This is a genomic window from Paraburkholderia megapolitana (assembly GCF_007556815.1).
GTDB lineage: Bacteria > Pseudomonadota > Gammaproteobacteria > Burkholderiales > Burkholderiaceae > Paraburkholderia > Paraburkholderia megapolitana.
In genome coordinates, this window is record NZ_CP041745.1 from 1,437,735 (window position 1) to 1,462,500 (window position 24,766).

24 protein-coding genes are annotated in these 24,766 nt (G+C 62.4%); 8 read left to right on the forward strand and 16 right to left on the reverse strand.

Annotated elements, in window-relative coordinates:
- Nucleotides 1-30: 30 nt before the first annotated feature.
- The 4 genes from FNZ07_RS19865 to FNZ07_RS19880 are packed head-to-tail and all read left to right on the forward strand — an operon-like array spanning nucleotide 31 to nucleotide 3,330.
- On the forward strand, nucleotides 31-1,227 hold the full coding sequence (locus FNZ07_RS19865; RefSeq protein WP_091018275.1) for an acyl-CoA dehydrogenase family protein: 1,197 nt from the start codon (nucleotides 31-33) through the stop codon (nucleotides 1,225-1,227).
- Nucleotides 1,228-1,237: 10 nt separating this feature from the next.
- Nucleotides 1,238-2,365 (forward strand): acyl-CoA dehydrogenase family protein, encoded by a 1,128-nt coding sequence (locus tag FNZ07_RS19870; RefSeq protein WP_091018272.1) that lies wholly within the window; start codon nucleotides 1,238-1,240, stop codon nucleotides 2,363-2,365.
- A gap of 30 nt (nucleotides 2,366-2,395) precedes the next feature.
- Nucleotides 2,396-2,869 (forward strand): MaoC family dehydratase, encoded by a 474-nt coding sequence (locus tag FNZ07_RS19875; RefSeq protein ID WP_091018270.1) that lies wholly within the window; start codon nucleotides 2,396-2,398, stop codon nucleotides 2,867-2,869.
- Nucleotides 2,866-3,330, forward strand: a complete 465-nt coding sequence (locus FNZ07_RS19880; RefSeq protein WP_091018267.1) for a MaoC family dehydratase — start codon at nucleotides 2,866-2,868, stop codon at nucleotides 3,328-3,330. Before FNZ07_RS19875 ends, FNZ07_RS19880 begins: the two co-directional genes overlap by 4 nt.
- A 21-nt stretch (nucleotides 3,331-3,351) precedes the next feature.
- Here the strand turns inward: FNZ07_RS19880 and FNZ07_RS19885 are convergent, their stop codons facing one another.
- The 4 genes from FNZ07_RS19885 to FNZ07_RS19900 all read right to left on the reverse strand — a co-directional run bounded on the left by FNZ07_RS19885 (nucleotide 3,352) and on the right by FNZ07_RS19900 (nucleotide 7,925).
- Complete coding sequence (locus FNZ07_RS19885) at nucleotides 3,352-4,344, reverse strand: hypothetical protein (RefSeq protein ID WP_143098155.1); 993 nt, start codon at nucleotides 4,342-4,344, stop codon at nucleotides 3,352-3,354.
- Between the two features lie 18 nt (nucleotides 4,345-4,362).
- Nucleotides 4,363-5,358, reverse strand: coding sequence for an ABC transporter permease (locus FNZ07_RS19890; protein ID WP_170275800.1), 996 nt, complete (start codon nucleotides 5,356-5,358; stop codon nucleotides 4,363-4,365).
- Nucleotides 5,355-6,893, reverse strand: a complete 1,539-nt coding sequence (locus FNZ07_RS19895; protein ID WP_091018261.1) for a sugar ABC transporter ATP-binding protein — start codon at nucleotides 6,891-6,893, stop codon at nucleotides 5,355-5,357. The genes FNZ07_RS19890 and FNZ07_RS19895 overlap by 4 nt, the downstream gene beginning before the upstream one ends.
- 72 nt (nucleotides 6,894-6,965) lie before the next feature.
- Nucleotides 6,966-7,925 (reverse strand): substrate-binding domain-containing protein, encoded by a 960-nt coding sequence (locus tag FNZ07_RS19900; protein WP_091018259.1) that lies wholly within the window; start codon nucleotides 7,923-7,925, stop codon nucleotides 6,966-6,968.
- A gap of 125 nt (nucleotides 7,926-8,050) precedes the next feature.
- Here FNZ07_RS19900 and FNZ07_RS19905 point away from each other — a divergent pair, with 125 nt between their 5' ends.
- Nucleotides 8,051-9,094 carry a LacI family DNA-binding transcriptional regulator gene (locus FNZ07_RS19905; RefSeq protein WP_245811712.1) on the forward strand — a complete coding sequence of 348 codons (1,044 nt, stop codon included), beginning with the start codon at nucleotides 8,051-8,053 and terminating at the stop codon, nucleotides 9,092-9,094.
- A 120-nt stretch (nucleotides 9,095-9,214) separates the two neighbouring features.
- On the opposite strand, the gene FNZ07_RS19910 is transcribed toward FNZ07_RS19905, so the two are convergent.
- The 6 genes from FNZ07_RS19910 to FNZ07_RS19935 form a co-directional block, all read right to left on the reverse strand.
- On the reverse strand, nucleotides 9,215-9,916 hold the full coding sequence (locus FNZ07_RS19910; RefSeq protein ID WP_091018257.1) for a glutathione binding-like protein: 702 nt from the start codon (nucleotides 9,914-9,916) through the stop codon (nucleotides 9,215-9,217).
- Nucleotides 9,917-10,070: 154 nt separating this feature from the next.
- The gene (locus FNZ07_RS19915; RefSeq protein WP_091018255.1) at nucleotides 10,071-11,330 is read right to left on the reverse strand and encodes an acyl-CoA dehydrogenase family protein; all 1,260 of its coding nucleotides are present in this window, start codon (nucleotides 11,328-11,330) and stop codon (nucleotides 10,071-10,073) included.
- Nucleotides 11,331-11,382: 52 nt separating this feature from the next.
- Nucleotides 11,383-12,501: a phosphotransferase gene (locus tag FNZ07_RS19920; protein WP_091018253.1), complete on the reverse strand. Its 1,119-nt coding sequence runs from the start codon at nucleotides 12,499-12,501 to the stop codon at nucleotides 11,383-11,385.
- 19 nt (nucleotides 12,502-12,520) lie between these two features.
- On the reverse strand, nucleotides 12,521-13,252 hold the full coding sequence (locus tag FNZ07_RS19925; RefSeq protein WP_091018250.1) for a histidine phosphatase family protein: 732 nt from the start codon (nucleotides 13,250-13,252) through the stop codon (nucleotides 12,521-12,523).
- Entirely contained in the window at nucleotides 13,249-14,052 is an 804-nt protein-coding gene (locus FNZ07_RS19930) for an oxepin-CoA hydrolase, alternative type (RefSeq protein WP_091018248.1), read from the reverse strand. The genes FNZ07_RS19925 and FNZ07_RS19930 overlap by 4 nt, the downstream gene beginning before the upstream one ends.
- Complete coding sequence (locus tag FNZ07_RS19935; protein ID WP_177228327.1) at nucleotides 14,049-15,596, reverse strand: 3-hydroxyacyl-CoA dehydrogenase; 1,548 nt, start codon at nucleotides 15,594-15,596, stop codon at nucleotides 14,049-14,051. Before FNZ07_RS19935 ends, FNZ07_RS19930 begins: the two co-directional genes overlap by 4 nt.
- Before the next feature lie 128 nt (nucleotides 15,597-15,724).
- Here FNZ07_RS19935 and FNZ07_RS19940 point away from each other — a divergent pair, with 128 nt between their 5' ends.
- Complete coding sequence (locus FNZ07_RS19940) at nucleotides 15,725-16,372, forward strand: glutathione S-transferase family protein (RefSeq protein WP_091018244.1); 648 nt, start codon at nucleotides 15,725-15,727, stop codon at nucleotides 16,370-16,372.
- Between the two features lie 103 nt (nucleotides 16,373-16,475).
- On the opposite strand, the gene FNZ07_RS19945 is transcribed toward FNZ07_RS19940, so the two are convergent.
- Together FNZ07_RS19945 and FNZ07_RS19950 are read right to left on the reverse strand one after the other, a co-directional pair.
- A complete protein-coding gene (locus FNZ07_RS19945; RefSeq protein WP_091018241.1) occupies nucleotides 16,476-17,648 on the reverse strand; it encodes a pyridoxal phosphate-dependent aminotransferase in 1,173 nt (390 codons plus the stop codon).
- 81 nt (nucleotides 17,649-17,729) lie between these two features.
- Nucleotides 17,730-18,242 carry a putative toxin-antitoxin system toxin component, PIN family gene (locus tag FNZ07_RS19950; RefSeq protein WP_091018239.1) on the reverse strand — a complete coding sequence of 171 codons (513 nt, stop codon included), beginning with the start codon at nucleotides 18,240-18,242 and terminating at the stop codon, nucleotides 17,730-17,732.
- Between the two features lie 57 nt (nucleotides 18,243-18,299).
- Here FNZ07_RS19950 and yaaA point away from each other — a divergent pair, with 57 nt between their 5' ends.
- Both yaaA and FNZ07_RS19960 read left to right on the forward strand, forming a co-directional pair.
- A complete protein-coding gene (yaaA, locus tag FNZ07_RS19955; RefSeq protein ID WP_091018237.1) occupies nucleotides 18,300-19,082 on the forward strand; it encodes a peroxide stress protein YaaA in 783 nt (260 codons plus the stop codon).
- Between the two features lie 32 nt (nucleotides 19,083-19,114).
- Entirely contained in the window at nucleotides 19,115-20,293 is a 1,179-nt protein-coding gene (locus FNZ07_RS19960) for a M14 family metallopeptidase (RefSeq protein ID WP_091018235.1), read from the forward strand.
- A gap of 151 nt (nucleotides 20,294-20,444) precedes the next feature.
- On the opposite strand, the gene FNZ07_RS19965 is transcribed toward FNZ07_RS19960, so the two are convergent.
- The 4 genes from FNZ07_RS19965 to FNZ07_RS19980 form a co-directional block, all read right to left on the reverse strand.
- A complete protein-coding gene (locus FNZ07_RS19965) occupies nucleotides 20,445-21,056 on the reverse strand; it encodes a BspC domain-containing protein (protein WP_091018233.1) in 612 nt (203 codons plus the stop codon).
- Between the two features lie 148 nt (nucleotides 21,057-21,204).
- Nucleotides 21,205-21,879: an energy-coupling factor ABC transporter permease gene (locus FNZ07_RS19970; RefSeq protein WP_091018231.1), complete on the reverse strand. Its 675-nt coding sequence runs from the start codon at nucleotides 21,877-21,879 to the stop codon at nucleotides 21,205-21,207.
- 127 nt (nucleotides 21,880-22,006) lie between these two features.
- Nucleotides 22,007-22,861, reverse strand: a complete 855-nt coding sequence (locus FNZ07_RS19975) for a LuxR family transcriptional regulator (RefSeq protein WP_091018682.1) — start codon at nucleotides 22,859-22,861, stop codon at nucleotides 22,007-22,009.
- 248 nt (nucleotides 22,862-23,109) lie between these two features.
- Nucleotides 23,110-24,324, reverse strand: a complete 1,215-nt coding sequence (locus FNZ07_RS19980) for a DUF2863 family protein (RefSeq protein WP_091018229.1) — start codon at nucleotides 24,322-24,324, stop codon at nucleotides 23,110-23,112.
- Between the last annotated feature and the right edge of the window lie 442 nt (nucleotides 24,325-24,766).

Here is a 24,766-nt window from a genome sequence, read left to right on the forward strand (position 1 = left end):
GGAGACCGGTGCGCTCAGGAGACACTGCGCATGGATCTGGATTACTCCCCCGCCGACGACGCATTCCGCGCCGACATCCGCACCTGGCTCGAAGCCAACCTCCCCCACGAGGTGCGCGAGAAGGTACTCAATCACAAACGTCTCGCCCGCGAAGACTTCGCGCACTGGCATCGAGTGCTCGGCCAGCGCGGCTGGTCGGCGCCTGCATGGCCGGTCGAATTCGGCGGGCCGGGCTGGAACGCGACCCAGCGCCATATCTGGGACGAGGAATGCGCACTGATCGGTGCGCCGCCCGTGTTGCCGTTCGGCGTATCGATGGTGGCGCCGGTATTGATGAAGTACGGCAACGAGGCGCAGCAACGCCATTATCTGCCGCGCATTCTCGATGGGACCGACTGGTGGTGCCAGGGTTATTCGGAGCCGGGCTCGGGCTCGGATCTGGCGTCGCTGCGCACGCGCGCAGAGCGGGCCGGCGATCACTACATCGTGAACGGCCAGAAGACGTGGACCACGCTTGGCCAATTCGCGGACATGATGTTCTGTCTCGTGCGCACCGACAGCGGTGCCAAGAAGCAGGAGGGCATCTCGTTCCTGCTGATCGACATGAAGACGCCCGGCATCACCGTGCGCCCGATCATCATGCTCGACGAAGAGCATGAGGTTAACGAGGTGTTTTTCGAAGACGTGAAGGTACCGCTGGAAAATCTGGTCGGCGAAGAAAATCGCGGCTGGACCTACGCGAAATATCTGCTCGGTCACGAGCGCACCGGTATCGCGCGTGTCGGCGGTTCGAAACGCGAGCTGGCGTTCCTCAAGCGCGTCGCGCTCGATCAGCAGAAGAACGGTAAACCGCTGCTGCACGATCCGGTGTTTGCCGCAAAAGTCGCCAGCCTCGAAATCGAACTGATGGCACTCGAAGTCACGGTGCAGCGCGTCGTCGCGAGCGAGACGGGCGGTCGTGGGCCCGGTCCCGAAGCATCGATGCTGAAGATCAAGGGAACGGAGGTTCAGCAGGCACTGACCGAGCTGATGGTCGAAGCGGTCGGTCCGCTCGCCGCGCCATTCGATGTGCCGTTCCTCGAAGGCGAGCACGCGCATAGCGCAGCCGGCGACGACGACGCGGCACCGCTGGCCGCGTACTACTTTAATTTCCGCAAGACGTCGATCTACGGCGGCTCGAACGAAATTCAAAAGAACATCATCGCGCAGATGATTCTGGGACTCTGAGGAGCGGCGCATGAACTTCACTTTCACCGACGAACAGCAGCAATTCGCCGACGCACTGCGCCGCTATCTGGACAAGAGTTACGGCTTCGAAGCGCGTCAGACTATCGTGCGTTCGGAAGCGGGCGTGTCGGCTCCGCAATGGCAGGCGCTCGCCGAACTGGGCATTACCGCGTTGCCGGTGCCTGAGGCGCAGGGCGGTTTCAACGGCAGTGCCATCGATATGCTGGTCGTGATGCAGGAACTGGGCCGCGCGCTTGTCATCGAGCCTTATTGGGCGACGGCTGTTGGCATCGAAGCGCTGCGTCTGGCAGGTACCGCACAAGGCGAAGACGCTGCACTGCTCGAACGCGCCGCGCAGGGCGAGATCAAGCTCGCGACTGCGTTCCATGAGCCGCGCGCACGCTATGACCTGTTTGCCGTCGGCACCGTTGCAACGCGTGAAGGCGACCGAACGCTGCTGAGCGGCACCAAGTCCGTCGTGCAGCACGGCGCCCAAGCCGACTACTGGATCGTGCCGGCGCGCCTCGATGGCGAGATCGCGCTATTCGTCGTCGCACGCGACGCGACAGGTGTGCAGATCGCCGATTACCGCACCATCGACGGCCAGCGTGCCGCGACACTCACATTCTCGAACACACCGGCGCGTCCGTTGACCGGCGCGCACGCGGGAGCGGCCGCACTCGAACACATCGCCGATTACGGCACGGTGCTGTTGTGCGCGGAAGCCGTCGGCGCACTCGACGCGCTGAATCACGCCACCGTCGACTACACGAAGACACGCCAGCAGTTCGGCACGCCGATCGCGCGTTTCCAGGCGCTGCAACACCGGATGGTCGAGATGCTGATTCACGCGGAGCAGGCGCGCTCGATCACGTATCTGGCGGCAGTGCGCTACGCGAGCCAGAACGCCGACGAACGGCGACGCGCAGTGTCCGCAGCGAAAGTGCGGGTCGGCCAGGCCGCGCGCTTCGTCGGTCAGCAGGCGGTGCAGTTGCATGGCGGCATGGGTGTGACGAACGAAGTGGCCGCCGCGCATCTGTTCAAACGCCTCGCGATCATCGAAACCACACTCGGCGACGTCGATCATCATCTTGCGCGCTTTGCCGCGTTGCCCGATTTCGCCGTCGCCACGGTCTGACGCCGGCGACGCAATCTTCAAGGACATGCTATGACGACAGTGACCAGGCGTCTCAGTTACGAAGACATGGAAGTAGGGACGACGACCGTGGTCGGCTCCCATACGTTTGAACGCGACGAGATCCTGCGCTTTGCCAGCGAGTTCGATCCGCAGCCGTTTCACCTCGACGACGCGGCCGCGGCAGCATCGCCGTTCGGCACGCTGGTCGCAAGCGGCTGGCATACGTGCTCGGTGCTGATGGGACTGATGGTGCGCAACCTGCTGGCCGACTCGACGTCGATGGGCTCGCCCGGTATCGACGAGATTCGCTGGATCAAACCCGTGCGCGTCGGCGACACGATCACGCTGAAGAATTCGGTGCTCGACAAGCGCGTATCGGAAAGCCGTCCGGACCGCGGCATCGTGTCGACGATGTGGGAAGGCTTCAACCAGGACGGCGAGAAGGTGGTCGTCGTGCGTTCGAAGGGGATCTTCGGGCTGCGTCATCCGCAGGCGGCGGCATGACGACCGAAGCGCCGCTTGCCGACGCAGCGGCGGTGCACGCGCTGGTCGGCGCGGCGCCGCGTGTCAGCGAGTGGATCGAAATCGACCAGGCGAGCGTCGACCGTTTTGCGGAAGCGACCGGCGATCGGCAGTGGATTCACATCGACCCCGAGCGCGCGCGTCGCGAGTCGCCGTTTGGTGGTCCGGTTGCGCACGGCTTCATGACGTTGTCGCTGATCCCGGGGCTACTCGAGCGCACAGTCGCGCTGCAACAGCGCATGGGCATCAACTACGGTCTGAACAAGGTGCGCTTTACTTCACCGGTGCCGGTTGGATCGCTGGTGCGTGCGAGCTTTGCCGTGCAGGGCGTGAACGATATCGACGACGACGGCGTGCAAGTGGTGTGGAACGTGACACTCGAGCGGCAGGGCAGCGAGCGCCCGGTGTGCGTGGCCGAATTCATCTCGCGGCATTATTTCTAGTCTTCTGCGCGCAGGGTATTGTCAGCACGTGGAAGCGGCTACGCTCATCTTGTAGCGAATTACGGTTGGAACACTCGGGTCCAGATTCATCGCGGTAGCGATGCCCTGGCCCGATATCGCATTGGGTCGTGTGCTTGCCGCCAGGCCGAGATCGAATGCCGAGCAAACCGGTTCGATTCCCAACGCAAAATGACGCCGGCTCCATGGCCAACTGGCGCGACCGCCATTGCTGATCCAGAGCACGCATGAAGGCAATTGCGCTGCGTCCCAATCAAGATCGACGCGATAGTGTTCGTCGAGGTTCTCGACCGATACGTGTCCGTCGATTCCGCACATCTGCACCAGCGATTCGGTGGCAACGGCGAGCGGATAGCGTGTCAAATCGATGGCTTGTCCGTTTCGTCTGGGCGCGCGCGACAGATCCAGGAATGTCCTGTCGGGAGCGAGTAGATCTGCATCCGTTTCCACTTCGCGCGGATAGGTCATGGCGAAATCGAAGTCTCCAGGATGCAGCACCAGTTGTCCGGGACGCTCGGGCACGCGCAAGGTCGGATGCAATCCGACCGGCAAACGGCATGCTTGCCTCGCACGGATGATCAGGCTGCATTCGATGCTGGCTTCGCCGGCGTTCCCCTTGATCTGTCGGTAGAGCGTCTCGATCGGGCCCGCGGGGCCGCACCGATATTGCAAGGTCAGCGACGCTGGATCTCGTCCATCGTCGGTTCTCTTCCATACGCCATGCGCGGCTTCGCCATGAAGCGGAGGTTGCCATGCCGGTTTAACGGAGCAGGGATCTTCGCCAAAGGGCACGCACGGCCACTCACCGCCACCGTGCGCCATCAACCCAACCAGCGGAGCGTGGCCGTGCGGCGGGATTTCCTGGCGCCACGGAAATAGCGCGAACGGCTGAACAAAGCGATCGTCCGGTAAGCGAAAGTGCACGGGCCCCAGCATGCCGCCTAATGCCTGCACCGTACCGCGCCCATGCGACCAGTTGATTTCCCATGTGTCCACGGTCAACTTTCTAGAAACTCAACGATCACGGTACTTTTCCACTACCGAATTCAACAGAACGGCGCCGAGAATCAGAATGGCGCGCACGACGTACTGCCAGTACTCGCTGATGTTCATCAGCGTCATGCCGTTGATGATCACCCCAAGAAATACGACGCCGATCAGTGTTCCCCAAACCTGCCCGCGTCCGCCAAACAGACTGGTGCCGCCGATAATGACCGCTGAAATCACATCGAGCTCCCAGCCCTTTGCCGCCGCGGCATTGCCGGCCATGGTCTGCGCAGAAACCAGAATCCCGCTGACGGCGGTCAGTGCCGCCGTAATCACGAGAGCCAGCGTTTTCACCCGCCAGATGCGGATGCCGGACAGATGTGCGGCCTCTGCGTTGCCGCCTACCGCGTAGACCGCCCGGCCAAAGGTGGTGTGCTTCATCAGCAAATGAATCGCGACGAAGATGGCGACGAACACATAGACCGGAAATGGAACGCCGAAGATATAGCCGCTGCCCATGAAGCCGTACCAGTCGGGGAATGGTGTGAGCGGGAATCCTCGCGTCAACAGATTGGCCGCGCCAAACAGACCGGTCAGCATCGCAAGGGACGTGATGAACGTCGGTACGCGCGTGTATTGACGCAACAACCCGGACACCATGGCAGCACCGCACAGCAACGCGATCGCGAGCAGGCATCCAAGCAGAACCGCGCCGACATCGCCAAGCACTCCATCGAGTTCCTGCACGACCAGTGCCACGACGCAGCCGGAAAAGGCCACACCCGAACCCACGCTCAAGTCGATTTCGCCAGAGACGATGACCATCGTCATCCCGAAAGCGATGATCCCTTGCATCGTGATATTGCGAAGCACATTCAGCTGGTTATCGAGCGTGAAGAAATTCGGCGCAACCGCGGTGAGAACCAGAAACAGGACAATCAGGATCACTTCCATTGGACGATTCTTCAGCCAGCTAAAAATGCTGTGACCGATCGTCGACTCTCTTTCTATTGCAATCATCATTCCTCCATGCATGCTGCGTACAGTTCTTTCGCATCGACCTTTGCCGGGTCCAGTTCTCCGCGGATGCGTCCGTCGCGCATCACGAGAATCCGGTCGCATACTTCGAGCAATTCTTCCAGCTCGGTAGAGACCACAATCGACGAAAGTCCCTGGGCCGCCTGTTGCCAGATGATCTGGAAGATCTGCTGCTTGGCGACGAGATCGATGCCGCGCGACGGTTCGTCGAATAGAAGCACCTTGGGCAGCGTGTTGAGCCAGTTGCCGATGACGATCTTTTGCTGATTGCCGCCCGATAGCGAAGAAACGGGCTGATCCGGGCTGGATACCTTGATATGTAGATCGCGGATATTGGCGTCGACATGGGGCTGTTCCATCGCGCGGGTGATCCACCCGCGCGGTGCGATGCGTCGCAAGCCGGCAAGGCACAGGTTGTCGCGCACGCTGGCGATCTGAACCAGTCCGTCTTCCTTGCGGTTTTCGGACGTATATCCCATGCCTAGCGCCTTCATCTTGTCCGGCGTGGGATGCGGTACCCGTTCGCCGTCGATGGCGATAGACCCCGACTCGACCGGCAGCAGTCCGTAGATCGCGCGTAGCAGTTCCGTGCGCCCGGACCCGAGCATGCCCGCAATGCCCAGGACTTCGCCTTTGTGCAACGTGAGCGATACATCCTGGAGCTTCGGCAACAACCTGAGGCCATCGACCTGCAGCACCGGCGTCCGGTCACGCGACGGCGGGGCAGAGCGTCGCGCGAATTCCGTTGCACCGAACATCATGTCGAGGATGACCGGGGCTCTCGCCTTCTCGATGGGCACGCTCCCGACATAGCGGCTGTCGCGGATGACCGTCACCGTGTCGGCAATCATGTCCAGCTCCGCCAGTCGATGCGAGATATAGATCATCGTCACGCCCTGCTTGCGCAAGCGACGAATCAGGTCGAACAGCAGTGAGACTTCGCTGCTCGCAAGCGCAGAGGTCGGTTCGTCGAGCAACAGGACCTGCGGTTTGCTGGACATTGCCTTGACGATCTCGACGACCTGTTGCTGACCGACACTGAGTCGTCGTACAGGCGTGGCCGGATCGATATCCAGCCCCATCGACTCGAGCAACGCGCGCGCGTGATCGAGTGCGGCGTGCCAGTCGACGCGAAGGCCGCCCTTCGCGCGCGGTAGCCGACCGAGGTAGATGTTCTCCATGACACTCAGCTCGCGCACGAGGCTCAGTTCCTGATAAACCGTGGCGATACCGCGTTGCAATGCGGCCTGTGGTCCATCGAGACTCACCGCCTCGCCGTCGACTTCGATCGTTCCATGGTCGGGCTGGATCACACCGGCCAGCAGTTTGATAAACGTGCTTTTCCCCGAGCCATTCTTGCCAATCAGTGCATGAACCTGCCCGGCAGAAAAATCATGACTGAAGTCGTCTATCGCGACGAGCGAACCATATGTTTTCCGGACCCCGCGCAGCGACAGTGCGGTGCGGCGCGCGTGGCCGCTTACCGGATCGGCCGATTCCGGATTGAAGGGTTTATACATGCGATATTTCCAGCGGCGCGGCTGTCCCGAGAGACAACCGGGCAATGAGGTGTGTCGAGGCGAATGAGCGGCTCAGTACTTTTTGATTTCCGCGAGAAAGTCTTGCACCTGCTTCGGGTTTTGCCTCGTGAGCAGGCGCGAAGGTACGACGATCTTCGTGTCGACCGGTTTCGCGTCGATCAGCGCCACGGCTGCATTCAATGCATTCTTGCCGAGCAGGTAGGGTTGCTGCGCCGTGACCGCCTGCAGGATGTTGTCGCGACTCAGCAGCGCCTTCGCCGTCTGCTCGGTACCGTCGATTCCAAACACGACAATCTTGCCGGCTTTCCCGGCGTTCTTGACTGCCTGGACGGCGCCTACCGTGCCGCCTTCGTTCGCTGCGAAGATCACCTGGACACCCGGATGGGCCGTGATGATGTCGCCCACCACGGCGACCGCTTTTTCGGGCAGCCACGCATCCTGTTGCGCAACCACCGTCACCGAAGGCCCGGCTTTCTCCAGAAAGCCGCCGACGCGGGCGTCGCTTTGCTCCGGCACCTGCGATTTGAAGGCGACCGTGGCGATCTGCGCTTTTGCGCCGGGCGCAAGCACGCTCTGCAGATACTGCCGCGTGGCGTCACCGGTGCTCTGACCCAGCTCGCGATCGCTGCTCACAACCGAGACCTGCGCGAGGTCGCCGTTTACCGAGGTACCGTACGTGACCACCTTGATGCCTTTCGCCCGCGCCCGCTGGAGCGCATTCACCGATCCCTTCGCGCTGATCGGCGCGATGACGATCGCGTCCACGCCACGGGCGATGTACGTATCGATCAACTGCGACTCTTTCTCCAGCTTGTTGTCGCTGTCTCCCTCGAGCAACTGTGCCCCGGCTGCCTGAGCTGCGTCGCGCAGACCGATCTGTACCGTCCTGAAGTACTGGTCCTGCTGAAATACGATGCCGGCAATGACCGGCTGCTTTGCTTGCGCATGGAGGCTGGCGAATCCGCTCGCAAGCAGGACGGCGAGGGCGAGTACTTTTCCGAAGCGTTGCATGGTGGGTTGTCTCCGTTTCGTTCTGGCGTTGGAACGTTCCAATTTTTGAGGCGAGAATTGGAACGTTCCAATTCAGGATATTTTGCTAATATCGCGCTGTCAACCATTTTTGGAACGATCCAATTTTGCAGCGCAAAATAAATACGGGCGCCACCATCCAGGACATCGCGGTCAAGGCGGGGGTGTCGAAATCCACCGTCTCGCTGGTGCTGCAGCAGAGCCCGAAGATCAAGGCGCAAACAACCGCGAGAGTGATGGCTGCGGCCAGTGCGCTCGGGTATGTCTACAACCAGGGCGCGGCCAACCTGCGACAACGCCGTAGCAACACGATCGGCATGATCATTAACGATCTGACGAACCCGTTCATCGTCGAATTGCTGGTCAGCGTGGAGCACGCGCTCGCGAAAGCGGGCTATACGACGTTCATGTCGCACACGGCCGAAGACCTGGATATGCAGGCTCGCGTGCTTCAATCGATGCGCCAGAACAATGTGGCGGGACTCATCATGTCGCCCGCCCTCGATACGCCAAAGGAAATTCCTGCAACCATCCGTTCCTGGGGGATACCGCTGGTCCTGCTCATGCGGCCGCTCGGCGGTAGCGGGATAGACACGGTTGGCGTCGACAACAGGGCCGGCTTCAAGGTCGCAACCGAACATCTGGTCGAGAGAGGCCACAAGCGCGTTGCGTTCGCCGGTATGCGCCCGGGCTACACGGTTGCCCACGATCGCAGCAGCGGCTACCGCGCGGCGATGGCCGGGCATGGTCTGCCCGTCGACGACTCATGGATGATCGATGTCCCGATCACGCTGGCAGGCGGCCGCGAAGCCGTGCGCAGAATCTTCGCGATGAAGCATCGTCCTACGGCCGTCGTTTGCTACAACGATCTGGTGGCTTTTGGGGTGCTGCATGAACTGGACAAGATGGGCAAACGCGCGGGCAAACATCTGGCGGTGATCGGATGCGACAACGTTGCTGCTTCCGAGCATACTAATCCGCCGCTCACCACGCTATCGGCGGGTGCCGATCTGATCGGTTCGCTGGCGAGTGAGGTCTTGCTGTCCAGGCTGCGCGAATCGTCGATGGACACGCCCGGAGTCCAGCATTTCGAGCCGATGAGGTTGATTGTGCGCGAGTCGAGCGGACCGCCGAGACAGCGGCGGGTGTAGTAGCTAGCGGTGACTTGCCGTGTCTTGCGGCGTGATTGAATACCGTTGGCGGAATTGACGAACTTCAACAGAAGACCCAAGGCTCCGGTATCGAATCCATAACCGGAGCCGCATCCCGCGTTAGTGCTTCGCGTACTGCGTCGCACCGAACAACACTTCCTTCGCCTTGTCATCCATCACCGGCTTGCGGACCGAGGCCAGCACCTCGACACCGCGCTGCACGGCCGGGCGTGCCGAAATCTCCGCCTGCCAGCGCTTCACGTTCGGGAACTGCTCGATATCGATGCCCTGGTTCTGCCATGAGCGCGTCCACGGATACGTGGCGATATCCGCGATCGTGTAATCGTTGCCCGCGAGATATTGACTCTTGCCGAGCTGCGTTTCCATCACACCGTACAGGCGCCGCGTCTCGTTCGTGTAGCGATTGACCGCGTACTCGATCTGCTGCGGCGCATAGACACGGAAGTGGTGTGTCTGGCCGAGCATCGGACCGATCCCGCCCATCTGGAACATCAGCCATTGCAGCGTCGCGTAGCGGGCCGCAGGTTCGGACGGCAGAAACTGGCCGGTCTTTTCGGCGAGATAGATCAGGATCGCACCCGATTCGAACAGTGCAAACGGCTTGCCGTCCGCACCGCGCGGACCGTCGGGATCGACGATCGCGGGGATCTTGTTGTTCGGGCTGATGGCGAGGAATTCGGGCTTGAACTGGTCGCCAGCACCGATGTCGACCGGATGCGCGGTGTACGCGAGGCCAGTCTCCTCTAGCATGATGTGAACCTTGTGGCCATTCGGCGTGGCCCAGCTATAGACGTCGATCATCGTGGCTCCTTCGTTTCCGTAAGTGCGGCGTTAGCCGACCATGCGGCGGCATGGCCGGGCAGTGCCGGGCTGGCGGAAATTAGAGCATAGTTCGATCGATGGTGCAGGGTGCCGCGCAGCCCTGCAGCCCTGCAGCGCTGCTGCCTCGGTGCCGTTACGAACGCGTGACCGGCATGTCGACACGCGCTGCCGCGTCGCGACCCAGATGACGCGCGAGTTCGAGCTTCGCAATCGCGTTGCGATGCACTTCGTCGGGACCGTCGGCGAAACGCAGCGTGCGCGCGAGCGCGTACGCGTACGCGAGCGGAAAGTCGTCGCACAGACCTGCTGCGCCATGCGCCTGGATCGCCCAGTCGATTATCTGACATGCCATGTTCGGCGCGACGACCTTGATCATCGCGATCTCGCCGCGCGCGCCCTTGTTGCCGACGGTGTCCATCATGTACGCAGTCTTGAGCGTCAGCAGTCGGGCCTGTTCGATCATGCAGCGCGCTTCGGCGATCCGTTCCTGCGTAACGGTCTGTTCGGCGATCGGCTTGCCGAATGCGACGCGCTGCAGCGTGCGCTTCGCCATCAGTTCGATGGCCCGTTCCGCGAGCCCGATGAGGCGCATGCAATGATGAATCCGTCCCGGCCCGAGGCGCCCCTGTGCAATCTCGAAGCCACGCCCTTCACCGAGCAGCAGGTTCGACGCAGGCACGCGCACGTTGTCGAGCGAGATATCCATATGGCCGTGCGGCGCGTCGTCGTAGCCGTACAGCGTGAGCGGACGGTGCACGGTGATACCGGCGGCGTCGGCGGGTACGAGGATCATCGACTGCTGTTGATGGCGCGGCGCATCGGGATCGGTCTTGCCCATCACGATGTACACCTTGCAGCGCGGGTCGCCCGCACCGGACGACCACCATTTGTGCCCGTTGATCACGTAGTGATCGCCGTCGCGTGTGATGCGCGTCTGGATGTTCGTCGCATCCGACGAAGCCACCTCAGGCTCCGTCATCAGAAACGCCGAACGGATATGTCCTTGCAGTAATGGCTCCAGCCACTCGCGCTTGTTGTCGTCGCTGCCGTAACGCTCGATCGTTTCCATGTTGCCGGTATCGGGCGCATTGCAGTTGAACACTTCCGGCGCCCAGGGCACGCGGCCCATGATCTCGCACAGCGGCGCGTACTCGAGGTTCGTCAGACCAGCGCCACGTTCCGAATCGGGCAGGAATAGATTCCACAGGCCGGCGGCGCGTGCTTCCTGCTTGAGCGTCTCGATCAGTTCAGTCGGTAGCCACGCATTGCCGTTCTGGCGATTGCGCTCGACCTCGGCGGTGAAGACGGCCTCGTTGGGGTAGATATGCGCGTCGAAGAACGCGAGCAATTTCTCGCGCAGCGCTTCGACCTTGGGGGTGTAATCGAAATTCATGGATGGCCTCGGAAAGAGAAGCTGCAGACGAAAACGCTGGCGCTCGGGACGGCTATCGTACTTTCTGCGCGTAGTGCCACGCGAGTTCCGCCATCGGTCGCGCACGCTTGCCGGCATCGAGTGCCTGCGCGCTCGATGCGGTACCGTCGACGACGCGTTTCATGATCCCCTGCAGGATCGCCGCGATACGGAACATGTTGTAGGCGAGATAGAAATTCCAGTCGCCGCGAATCTCGAAGCCCGTGCGCTTGCAATAGCGTTCGACGTAATGCGCTTCGTCGGGAATGCCGAGCGCGGCCCAGTCGAGCCCCGCGATGCCGCGAAACTGCGCCGGATCGACGTGCCACGCCATGCAGTGATACGCGAAGTCGGCGAGCGGATCGCCGAGCGTCGACAGTTCCCAGTCGAGCACGGCGAGCACGCGCGGCTCATGCGGATGGAAGATCAGGTTGTCGAGCCGGTAGTCGCCATGGACGATCGACACGTGTGCATCGGTATCGTCGGGCATGTGTTGCGGCAGCCATTCGATCAAGCGCTGCATCGCGTCGATCGGTTCGGTTTCGGACGCTTGATACTGTTTGCTCCAGCGACCGATCTGCCGGGCGAAGTAATTGCCCGGCTTGCCGTAATCCGCCAGCCCGATCGCCGTGACATCGACCGAATGCAGCGCCGCGATCACGCGGTTCATCTCGTCGTAGATGGCACCGCGTTCGTCGCTGGTCAGACCCGGCAGCGACTGATTCCACAGCACACGACCTTCGACGAACTCCATCACATAGAACGCGCGGCCGATCACGCTTTCGTCCTCGCACAGCGCGAGCATCTTCGCGACCGGTACGTCGGTGTCGGCGAGCGCGTGCATCACGCGGTATTCACGTTCGACGGCATGCGCGGACGGCAGCAGCTTCGCCGCGGGGCCGGGCTTCGCGCGCATCACATAGCTGCGTTGCGGCGTGATCAGCTTGAAGGTGGGATTCGACTGGCCGCCTGCAAACTGCTCGAGCGTGAGCGGTCCGGCAAAACCGTCGACATGCTGTGCGAGCCACGCGCTCAGCGCGTCGGTGTCGAACCGCTGTCGCTCGTTGACCGCACGGGTGCCTTCGAAGGCCGAGTAATCCGGCTGGCTGGGTGTGCCACCGTTTGTGCCACCGTTGGGGGCCGCTTGAACCATGTCTGCTCCAGATCGTTTTTCAGCTACGCCGGTATTGAATGAATTGCGCGTAAAGCATTTCCAGCGTCGTGTTGCGGACGTCGCGATGCAACGGCGACGGCGGTGCGTAATTGATCGTGCGCAGAACCCAGTCGCGTGGCGCGGCGCCGACGTCAAGCGCATTGATACAACCGGTCGCCTGCGCGAGATGACCGAAGAACGTGCGACCGCCCGCGGTCAGCGCATGCGACAGGATCGCGCGGTTGACGCCGCCGTGCAGCACCAGCAGCACCGTGTCCCACGACGTGTCTTCTCGTAGCGCGGCAAGTGGCGGTAGCACGCGGTCAAACAGTTCGCCGATCGTCTCGCCGCCGAGAAAGCGGGTGCGCTCATCGACGATACCGTCGAACGCGCCGAGAAACGCGCTTTCGATTTCACCGGCGGGAATGCTGCTGAGCTTGCCGCCGCGAATCTCCTGCCACGCGGGTTCGACGACGAGTTCGATCTTCTGGCCGGTTTCGGCGAGTACGCGCTGTGCGGTTTCGACGGTGCGCGGCAAGCCGCTCACGATCACCTTGTCGAAGCGGATCTGCTGCTCGGCGAACGCACGGCCGGCAGCAGTTGCCTGCATGCGGCCGTCGTCATTGAGCGGTACGGTGTCGGGTTCGATTGCGCGTCCCGACGCGTCGAAATACGTGACGTCGCCGTGCCGCATCAGAAAAATGCGGCGTCGTGACGGTAGTTCGAAAGCGGGCGTGCCGGGTTCGCTCATTTGTATACCGGTGGCCGCTTTTCGAGGAACGCGGTGATGCCCTCGAGCGCATCGCCGTGATGCAACGACTCGACGAAGCTATCGCGTTCGGCGACGAGATGCGCGTCGAGCGGTTGCGCACCGGCTGCGCCGATCAGCGTCTTGATACGCGCGATCGCGTGCGGCGATACGCCGCTCAGTTCGTCGGCCCATGCGATGGCTGCATCGAGCGCCGCGCCCGGTTTCGTCAGCCGGTTCACGACGCCAAGTGCGTTAAGGCGTGTAGCAACGATCGGTTTGCCTTCGATCAGCACTTCGGTCGCGAGCTGGCGCGGTAACGCACGCGAGAGAAACCACGAGCCGCCACCGTCGGGTGTCAGGCCCACGCGCGCGTACGACATCACGAATTTTGCGTCGTCGGCGGCGACGATCAGGTCGCAGGCAAGTGCGAGCGAGAAACCCGCGCCCGCTGCCGCGCCTTCCACCGCTGCGATCACCGGCTTCGACGAGGCGCGCAATGCCGCGATCCATTCGGCGAGCAGGTCGATGCTTTGCGCCTGCACCGACGGATCCTTGGCGCGATTTTCGAGCAACCGGTTCAGGTTGCCGCCCGCGCAGAAGAAGCGATCGGCACCGGTGACGACGATCGCCCGGACCGATGGGTCGCGTTCCGCCGAATCGAGCGCTTCAATGCCGGCTGCGTACATGTCGGGATGCAGCGCATTGCGTGCGCCCGGGTTCGACAACGTGAGCACGAGCGTCGATGCGCTGTCGTCGTTGCCGGCGAGTGTCGGACGGGAGGTGAGGAGTTCGGCGCTCATTGCGGATGCTCCGTAGCGGCGTCGCCTTGGGTCAGCGACAGGCCGAGTTGCGCGCGTCTTGCGAGCCACGGCGACGGGCGATAGCGCGGATCGCCGAGTACCTTCAAGATGTTGCGCAGGATCGTCAGGATCGTGCTTGCGCCGAGCGCGTCGCCGAGTGCCAGCGGGCCGCGCGGATAACCGAGGCCGAGTGTGACTGCGAGATCGATGTCTTGCGGCGAGGCGATCTGCCGTTGGGCGATGTCGCAGCCGATGTTGACGATGGTCGCGACGACACGTTGCGCGACGAAGCCGGTCGAATCGCGGATCACCGTGACCGGCACGCCGTCGGCGGCGAAGAGCGCGTGTGCGGCATCGCGTGTTTCGCGGCTGGTGGCGGGCGTGGTCATCAGCGTGCGGCGTTTCGCGCCGACGAGCGGGAACAGCGCATCGATTGCGACGACGCGGCGTGCGTCGAGTCCTTCTTCGACCGCGGCGGTGGTCGCATCGAGACCGAACGGCGTGACGATCAGCAGCGAATCGGCGGCGGGCGTGTCGCCTTCGTCGAGTGCCACACCGGTCTTCGCGACGAGTTGCAGGACCGCGTCGCGTGCGCACGCGTGCTGGCGGCTGACCCACACGCGCTGCGGCAGCGCGGTCGGTGCGGGTGCTTCGGCCGGCACTTGTTGCTGGCCATCGACGTAGCGATAGAAACCTTCACCGGTCTTGCGGCCGATCAACCCGCCCGCGAGCCGCGTGCCCGTAATCGGCGACGGTGTGAAGCGTGGTTCTTCATAGAACTGGTGATAGATCGACTCCATCACCGGATGCGACACGTCGAGCGCAGTCAGGTCGAGCAGTTCGAACGGCCCGAGACGAAAACCCGCCTGCTCGCGCATGATGCGATCGATGTCGACGAATTCCGCCACACCTTCGCCCGCGATACGCAGGCCCTCGGTGTTCATGCCGCGCCCGGCATGATTGACGATGAAGCCCGGCATGTCCTTCGCGCGCACCGGCGTATGGCCGACGCGTCGCGCGAGTTGCATCAGCGCGTCGCCGGCGGCCGGATCGCCGCGCAGACCGTCGATCACTTCGACGACCTTCATCAGCGGCACCGGATTGAAGAAGTGAAAGCCGACCACACGCGACGGATCGGAGCACGCGGCGGCGATCGCGGTGATCGACAGCGACGACGTGTTCGAGGCCAGCACGCACTGCTCACCGATGATCGCTTCGAGTTCGCGAAAGAGCGCTTGCTTCACGTCGAGCTTCTCGACAATCGCTTCGATCACGAGATCGCAGTCGGCGAGTTCATTAATCGCTGCCGCGCCGCTCACGCAGGCAAGCGCGGCCAGCGAGCGCGCCTGATCGAGTCTGCCTTTGGCGGTGAGTTTCGCGAAGGTGTCGGCCAGATAGTCGCGCGCGGCGCCGACGGCGGCCGGGTTCGTATCGTAAAGCCGGACTTTCAGGCCCGCGAGTGCGGCGATCTGCGCGATGCCGCGGCCCATTGCGCCGGTTCCGACGATGCCGATCGTCTCGATGTTGTATTGGCGAGAAGTCATTGTGATGCTGGGCTCCATGATTGTTTTAGAATAGCACGGTCGTACATTTTCGCTGCAGAGGTCGAACCCGAAGTGCCGCCGTCGCGTGACAACGAGCGGTACCGGCAACCAGTCAAAGGAGATATCGAATGATCAAGCTGTGTGGCTTTGCGCTGTCGAACTACTACAACAAGGTGAAGTTCGCGTTGCTCGAACACGATATTCCGTTCGAAGAGGTGCTCGTCAAGCCGGCTCAGGACGAAGCCGTGTTCGCGCACTCGCCGCTCGGCAAGGTGCCGTACATCCAGACCGAAGAGGGCGACCTGTGCGAATCGCAGGCGATCCTTGAGTATCTGGCCGCGCGCTATCCGGACAAGGCGATTTTTTCGCGCGACCCGTGGGAGGCGGCCAAAGAGCGCGAGCTGATCACGTTCATCGACCTGCATCTCGAACTCGTGGCGCGCGACCTGTACAAGCAGGCGTACTTCGGCGGCACGGTCACCGATGCGACGAAAGGGCGAGTCGAGAAGCTGCTGACGCGTCATGTGGCCGGCTTCAGGCGCATCGCGCAGTTCGGGCCGTTCCTGCGCGGCGAGAGGTTCAGCGTGGCCGATATCGCGGGCTATGTGAGCCTGCCGCTCGTCGGCGGTACGACGCAGATCATCTACGGTCACGACTTTCTGGCCGATGTGGGGATCGACTGGAAGGCCTATTTGAAGGCCGTTAGCGACCGACCGGCCGCGCGGCGCGTGGCCGACGATCGCAAGGCGTATATCGCGTCGACCTCGCAATCTTGAATCCGCGGAGGCGTGCGCAGACGTAGACGTCGGCACGCTGATCGAGGAAGCGCGGGATGGCGAACAGCATGGGTTCGTTCGCATCGCCGCGCGCACCATGATGTCAGAGCTGCGCCAGCCGCTCGAGCGCGGTGGCGAGCGTGCTTTCTTTCTTCGCGAAGCAGAAGCGCACCACGCCCGACTCATGTGGTGCGTGATAGAACGCCGACACCGGAATTGCGGCGACACCGATTTCCGCGGTTAGCCACTGTGCGAAGTCGGCCTCCGGCAGATCGCTGATTGCCGAGTAATCGACACACTGGAAGTACGTGCCTGTGCACGGCAGCAGCTTGAAGCGCGTGTTCTCGAGCCCGGCGCGGAAAAAATCGCGCTTGCGCTGATAGAACGCCGGCAGTTCCAGGTACGGCGTGGGATCGCGCAGATAGTCCGCAAGCCCGACCTGCATCGGCGTATTGACCGTAAATACGTTGAACTGGTGCACCTTGCGGAATTCGGCGGTCAGTGTCGCAGGCGCCGCGACATAGCCGACTTTCCAGCCCGTTACGTGATATGTCTTGCCGAAGCTCGACACGACGAAGCTGCGCTGCGCCAGTTCCGGGTAGCGAATGACGCTTTCGTGCGGCGCACCGTCGTACACCATGTGCTCGTACACCTCGTCGGAAAGGATCAGCACGTTGGTGCCGCGCACGATCGCTTCGAGCTTGCGCATATCTTCCGCGCGCCACACGGTGCCGGTCGGATTGTGCGGCGTGTTGATCAGCAATAACCGCGTTTTCGGCGTGATCGCAGCGGCGAGCCGGTCGAACGGAATCCGGTAGTCCGGCGCTTCAAGTGTGACGAATACGGGGACGCCGCCGGCGAGTTCGATCGACGGTACGTAGCTGTCGTAAGTCGGTTCGACGACGATGACTTCGTCGCCAGGGTGCACCGTGCAGAGAATCGCGGTCAGCAGCGCCTGGGTTGCGCCCGCTGTGACCGTGATCTCGCTCGCCGCATCGTAGCGGCGGCCGTACAGGTTCGCGATCTTGTCTGCGATCGCCTCGCGCAGCGGGGCGACGCCGGCCATCGGCGGGTACTGGTTGTGGCCGCTGCGCATGGCGTTCGCGACCGCATCGACGATACGCGGGTCGCAATCGAAGTCAGGGAAGCCCTGGCCGAGATTGACCGCGCCTTTTTCGGCGGCGAGCGCGCTCATGACGGTGAAGATCGTCGTGCCGACGTTCGGCAGGCGGGACGGAAACGAGGGGATCGCGGGCGTGTCGTGCGGTGCATTCATGGCGCTGTTCCGGAGCGTAGGCTGGAGCGTGACAGGAGTGGCGAAAACCCGATTGTAGGGAAACCCGCGGCAACGTGTGTGTCAGGCGGGCGTTGGCTCGCCGGTAGCGGGTTCGTCGTGTGCGTCCGCCGGCAATACACACGCGGCGACGAATGCCGCGGGCTGCGCAATCTGGAAGTCGAAATCGCGCGCGATGCGGCGCGCGAGCTTCAATACCGCGCGATCCTTCGATACCAGCCAGTTCGCACCGGCCGCGTGCGCCAACTCGAGAAACTTCTGGTCGTCACGGTCCTTGCACTTTGGTAGCGGCCGGGCTTCTTCGGTGGGCGCAGGCGGATCGACCAACTGCGTAAGCCGCGCGACGGTGGCAAGCGCGGCGGTCTTGTCGACTGAGCGTTGTACGAACTGCGGATAGTCGAGCACGTACGTCAGTTCCGCGAGACAACGCGCGTCGATCAGCGCGACCAGCGTGCCGCGTTCGAGCGCGACACGAATCGGCCGCGTATGCGGATCGTCGAACACGAGAATATCGATCCATACATTCGAATCGAGTACGACGCGCAGCGCGTCGTGCGAGGCATGAGAACCGGGCATTCGTTACAATCTGGCTTTCGTCTTTGACCGCCAGGCACGGCGTGCCTGCAAGCCTCTATGATAATCGTTCTGTCGCCGGCGAAATCGCTGGACTACGAAACGCCCCCGCACGTCAAAAAGCACACGCTCCCCGATTTCATCGATGATGCCGCCGAACTGATCGGCGGCTTGCGCCGTTTGTCGCCGCAACAGATCGCGACGCTGATGGACATCTCCGATCCGCTCGCGCGGCTCAACTACCAGCGTTATGCCGACTGGTCGCCGGTCTTCGACACGCGCAACGCGAAGCAGGCGGTGCTGGCGTTTAACGGCGACGTGTATGAGGGATTCGATGCGCGTTCGCTGTCGGCGGCGGATCTCGACTATGCGCAAAAGCATGTGCGCGTGCTGTCCGGTCTGTACGGGCTGTTGCGTCCGCTCGATCTGCTGCAACCGTACCGGCTCGAAATGGGCACGCGCCTCGCCAATGCGCGCGGCAAGGATCTGTATGCGTTCTGGGGGGCGCGCATCACCGAGGCGTTGAACGCGCAACTGAAAAAGAACACGCGCGCCGCACAGGTGCTGGTTAACTGCGCATCCGGCGAGTACTTCAAGTCCGTGAAGCCGAAGCTGCTCGATGCGCCGGTCATCACGCCGGTGTTCGAGGACTGGAAGGGCGGTCGCTACAAGGTCATCAGCTTTCACGCGAAGCGCGCACGCGGTTTGATGGCGCGCTACGCGGTCGAACAGCGGCTCGATGCGCCCGAACAGTTGAAGAATTTTTCGTCGGAAGGCTACGCATTCGATGCGGATGCTTCGAACGACGCCACCTATGTATTTCGCCGTCGCATCGCCGACTGAGCGGCGCGATCACACCGAAGCAGGAAAACATCATGACGCTGTCCATTACGAGCAATTTCGATGCGGGCGCAATCGATGTCGTGTCGTGCACGCAGGCCGACGACATTCGTCTGCGCGTGCGTCCCGACAGTCACGCCGATTTCGCGCAGTGGTTCTATTTCCGCTTAACGGGCGCGCGCGGCGAGCGCTGCGTGATGACCTTCGAAAATGCCGCCGACTGTGCGTTTGCCGCAGGCTGGCGTGACTATCAGGCGGCCGCGAGCTACGACCGGGTGAACTGGTTCCGCGTGCCGACCACCTACGACGGCCGCGTGCTGACCATCGATCACACACCCGACTTCGACAGCATCTACTACGCGTACTTCGAGCCGTACAGCGAGGAGCGCCACTCGGAGTTTCTCGGCGCGGTCCAGCAGATGCCGCATGCGTCGCTGACCGAGCTGGGCAGGACCGTGGAAGGACGCCCGATGTCGCTACTGACGCTCGGTGCACCAGATACCGACGCCGACGATGCCGGTGATGCGTCCTCGAAGCCAAAGAAAAAAGTCTGGATTATCGCGCGCCAGCATCCGGGCGAGACGATGGCGGAGTGGTTTGTCGAAGGGCTTGTGAAACGGCTGGCCGGCTGGGGAGACTGGGCGGGAGACCCGGTCGCGCGCAAACTCTACGACCACGCGACGTTCTACATCGTACCCAACATGAATCCCGACGGTAGCGTGCGGGGCAACCTGCGGACCAACGCGACCGGCGCGAATCTGAATCGCGAATGGCTGGAGCCGGATGCGGCGCGCAGTCCCGAAGTGCTGGTCGTGCGCGATGCGATTCACGCGACGGGCTGCGATCTGTTCTTCGATGTTCACGGCGACGAGGCGTTGCCGTATGTATTCGTCGCGGGCTCGGAGATGCTGCCCGGTTTCACGGAACAGCAGGGCATCGAGCAGAAGGCATTCGTCGAAGCGTTCAAGCAGGCCAGTCCTGACTTTCAGGACAAATACGGCTACGAAGCGAGCAAGTACCGGCAAGACGCGTTGAAGCTCGCATCGAAGTACATCGGCCATACGTTTGGTTGCCTGTCGCTGACACTCGAGATGCCCTTCAAGGACAATGCGAACCTGCCGGACGAGCGAGTGGGCTGGAATGGCGAGCGCAGCGCGTCGCTCGGCGCAGCGATGCTGCAGGCGATCTTGCGGCACGTCGAAACGTTCGACTGACTACCGGCGACACGCGCGAGCAGGTGCGAAGCGAAACGGGGAGCGCGCGACTGGCGTGCTCCCCGTTTTTATTGCGCGTCGGGGCGGTGTGTTTTCACCGCGACGCGAAGTATGCGGATGACCAGTATGCGAGGAACGTTGCGTTGTCTCATCAATGCGTTTTCTTCGTTTTCGATGGCGCCTTCTTTGCGCCAGGTTTCGCAGTGGCTTTCGAGCTCTTCGACACACTGCCCGTCGATTTTTTCGTCGTGTGCCGGCCTCTCAATGCTTTCTTCTTGCCCGACGACGAACTGCTATGGGCTGCGCGCGCGGGCGGCACCGGATCGTTCCAGCTAAAGGCGAGCATCTGACTGCCGACATAGCCGCAGCGGAACTTCAGATCCATCGGATCGCCGCCGCTCGCTTGCGGAATGCCGAGCCCTTCGACGGTCACGACGCTGTCGACCTTGACGCGCTGTTTGCCGTCGTCGAACGAATCGTTCCAGGGCGTGACCGACGCGTGAGAACTGTCGAACGAGCTGGGTGGAAAGTCGACGTGATCGAATGCGGAAGAAGTACTGACGACGAAATTGGCATGCGCGGCGCAATCGGCGACGAGCGGATCGGCGTGCATGTCATTGACGAATCGGGTGACGAGTTCGTTGTGCTGTTCGAGTTGATCGGCGAAGGCGGGGGCGGTGCAGACGAGCGAAACGCTTGCCATGAATACCGCTAGCCGGCCGATCCAGCGCAGCAACGGGCGCGGAGTGTTGGTGCAATCCATCTAGTTAAAGGCTATGAAGACGTCAGGCACATAAGATGCCGAGGCGCGAAGAGGAGTTCAATCCTGACGCAAATATTGTGTGGCGCGCATGGCGGCATGCCTTGCCGCCGCGCGACCTGCCGCAGCATTGTAGTGGATCGGCGGACCGTCACGTGCGAGGACCGCCCAGACGATAACGACGGACGTCGTAAGTGGTGACCCATGCAGGGCGATAAACCGCGATCAGCGCGGTGGACATACCGGTGAACCATGCTTCGCCGCTGGCCAGCAAAAAGACGCTGAATACGTAGCCGACTGGTATGACCGCAGTCGATCCATCGGAGAGTGCAATGTGCAATCCGAGCGCCAGCGCCGAAGTCGCAGTCACGGCGATCGCCGGCGAAACGAAGCCCAGTCCGAAGATAAACATGAAGAGATTGCGCGGCAGCCACGCGATGCTCGCCCGCTGCAGCAACGCCGAAATCCCGACCGGCAATGCGCCGAAAACCAGGAACGTCAGTGCGATGCCTTGCCATGGTGCGTCGAAGATAACGGCGGCGAGGCCAGTGACCACGGCCATCGCGATCAGTGCGAGCGCCCAGTCGAACAGCGTGACAACGAGCGTCGCGCCGAGCAGATGAACCACGGTGCCGTCGTCGAGCCATGCGTTGCTGGCCCACAGCACCGACACGGCGACGATGATGGCCAGCCAGACGTGCTGCAGGGTTCCATCCTGCAGCCGCTTGAACGGATTTTTCCACAACGCGAGCGCAAGCAGTCCCGCAGCGGCGATCCAGCCACCGACAGCGACCCAGAGCGGAAGCGGTGTATAGAAGAAACCCATGTATCTCATATTACTCGTTGGGGGCGGAAAGGTGTAAGCGGATTCCGCGCCAGCTACGCGAAACGCCACTGGCGCGGGCGTTCGCCCGCGTCGTGGCGCGAGTGTTGGTGTGCGTATCGGCGGGAACTCAGGCCGAGTTGTGCGTGCCGGGATCGCCGAATGGAACCGTAGGTTCGGCGGCCATCGGGAGGGCTTCGGCGCTGTCTTCGGTGGGCCGCGCATACATGAAGGGCGAGCGTGCACGGCTTCGTAGCGGAACCGCGCCGGGCTGTCCGAGCACGGGCCGCGGCGCCCGGTCGAGTTCGGCATAGAGCACCTCCAGCTGCGCTGCCAGCCAGCCGTTGTAGATCGCGACCGCGGCGGCGCGGTTGGGCGCACCCAGCTGCTGGAATATGCTGCCCAGGTGAATCTTGACGGTGCCTTCGCTGATGCCGAGCGTGCGCGCAATCATCTTGTTCGTGCTGCCCATGTGCACGCAACGCATGATCTGCTCCTGGCGCGGCGACAGGCCGTTCATGAGGCGTGAGCGTCGGGGCGGCGCGTGCCTGTCGTCGAACGGGCGAGGGGGGATCTCGGGTGGTGGCTTTAGCGATTCCACAGAGAGCGCGTCGGCGGGCACATAGTGGCCGCCCAGCAGCACCATTTCGAATGCACGGATGATGAGGCGTGGATCGGTCGAGCGCGGGATCACGCCGAGTACGCCTTGGTCGAGCAATGCGCGTACACCGGCGAGCGATGCGTGATCGGTCAGTACGGCAACCGGCAACCCGGGATGTTCGGCGAGCAGTTCGCGGATGTCGGTGGTCCGCATCCATGCCTGCCAGTCGACAACCAGTAGATCCGAGCGGTGCCTGCGTAGCATCCGGTCGGTCTGGCGCCAGTCAGGCGCTTCGCTGAAGCGCGCCTGCCGATCGATTTGCCGTAGCAGTGCCTTGAGACCGTCGCGCCGCTCAGCGTCGGAGTTGAGAACTGAAAATCGCATGCCTTGCCTCCCATAGATCGCTCGAAACGGCTCGATGCATGCAAGCGCGGCGCGGGCCGGCTGCATGGCGATGTGCCGCTGGACCCATGATGACAAATTCCTTGCAATAAGACCCCTATCCAGAAGTCATAGGCAAAACGCCAAATGAAAAACCCTGTGAACGGAATCCGCTCACAGGGTTTGGCGTCGTCTGTCCGGTCGTCTTATCTCATAGAAGCCATGAGGGACGACGACATAGAAACGAGCGGCTAGTGGAAATGCGGTTGTGCCGGCTCTGCGTCTTCGGGCATTTCGGCATGGACGATTTCGCCGAGCGGATCCGCATAAAGCGGCACGCCGCAGTCGTCGCAATATTCAGGCTCGAAGCGTCCCGCATGGCGGCGAATATCGGTGATGCCGGTTTCCTTCAGCAGTGCGACGATTTCTTCGATCGGGCCATCGGCAGGCGTTGCTTCCTGCGGTTCTTCGTCGATGCCCGGTTCGCCGTTTTCCCGACCGTACAGCGGCCAGACGACGCCGTAGATGACTTCATTGCTGCCGCGTCGCGTAAAACCCACGCGATACTCGTCGATGCGACGTTCGCCAAATCCGGCGACGACCGCGCGCAATTCCTGCGGTGCCGCACCGATCGTATCGAACAGATAGCGGACTGCCGTGCGCACCGTGTGCGGACGCACCTGCTCGTCGGCGTCGCGACAGGCGGAGTAATACGCATCGGGCAGCAGGCATTCGAACTCGCAACCTGGCAGCACCAGCGAAAGATTGGCACCGCCTTGTGTCGCCCATTGCTCGAGACACTGGCCGCGCTCGATCCGCGTGCCATGCTCTTCTTCCTGCCAACGGAACACCGGTGCGCCGACCGGTGCGGCGACTACGGCCAGCAGGAAGCGCGGGTCGGCAAGAATCGGCGAGGTTTCCGGTAGCTCGCCAAAGTTGATGCGTGCAGCGGCGCCGCCGAGCGCTGTCTGCGCCAGTTGCTGCGCGATGCGCCAGGTTTCGACGTGATGGCGCGGCAACTGATCGATGCTGTACAGGAACGGCGCCATCGCGACACGCGTATCCGCTGCAAGCACATGCGCTTGCAGATGGGCGCGCAGCGCGTCGGCGGCGTCGGTCTTGAGCGTGCCGGAGGGGATCGCGTAGCGGGTCCACGCGAGCACGGGCGCTGCGATCAGCAGAGCTTCGTATGGCGTGCCGTCGTGCTCGACGGTAAACGACTCGCTATGGGTTTCCGCCATATCGGCGAGGGCACCGTAGGCGTCCGGATGATTTTGCTGCAGATGGTCGAGCGCGGCATCCAGCGTGGTCTGATTGCCGTTACGGACGATTTTTGCCAGCAGAGCATCGAGCTTCGTTTCCCAGAAGCGGTCTTCGGTGCGGCTGCCCGACGCGAACAGTGCAAGCGACAGTCCGACAAGCTTGTCGGCGTCAGGGGGAAGGCGTTTGGCGATTCGCGAGCGCATAAATCCGGAATGAGGGGCAAAGAACCCCACATTCTAGTCGGTTCTGAGCGTGGACATCATTTGGTCGGCATCCCGGATGCTGCTGCCTCTGTATGTGGGAGAGCCGATTGCACTGGTTTGGTGATGGGGCTCAGTGAGGCATTGCGGATTTCGGTGCGCCTCGTTTCGTGTCTTGAGCGACAGGTACGGCGCTCCTCTTTGTGTCGACGAAGAAGGGATTGAATTGCGCGATCGGTGCGTTGAAAAAATCTTCGAATAACGCTTGCGCGGCATCGGTGAGGTCGCTAGAATCTCGGTCTTTCGCGCTCCGGAGAAGCGGGGTGCGGGAGGCGGGAGAGCCAGTAGTGGCGGGGGTTTGCGGCGGGGTTGGCAGGGTGGGAAGTTTGATAAACCTGTTGACGAAGTCAGAAAGACTCTTCATAATCTCGTTTCTCTGCTGCTG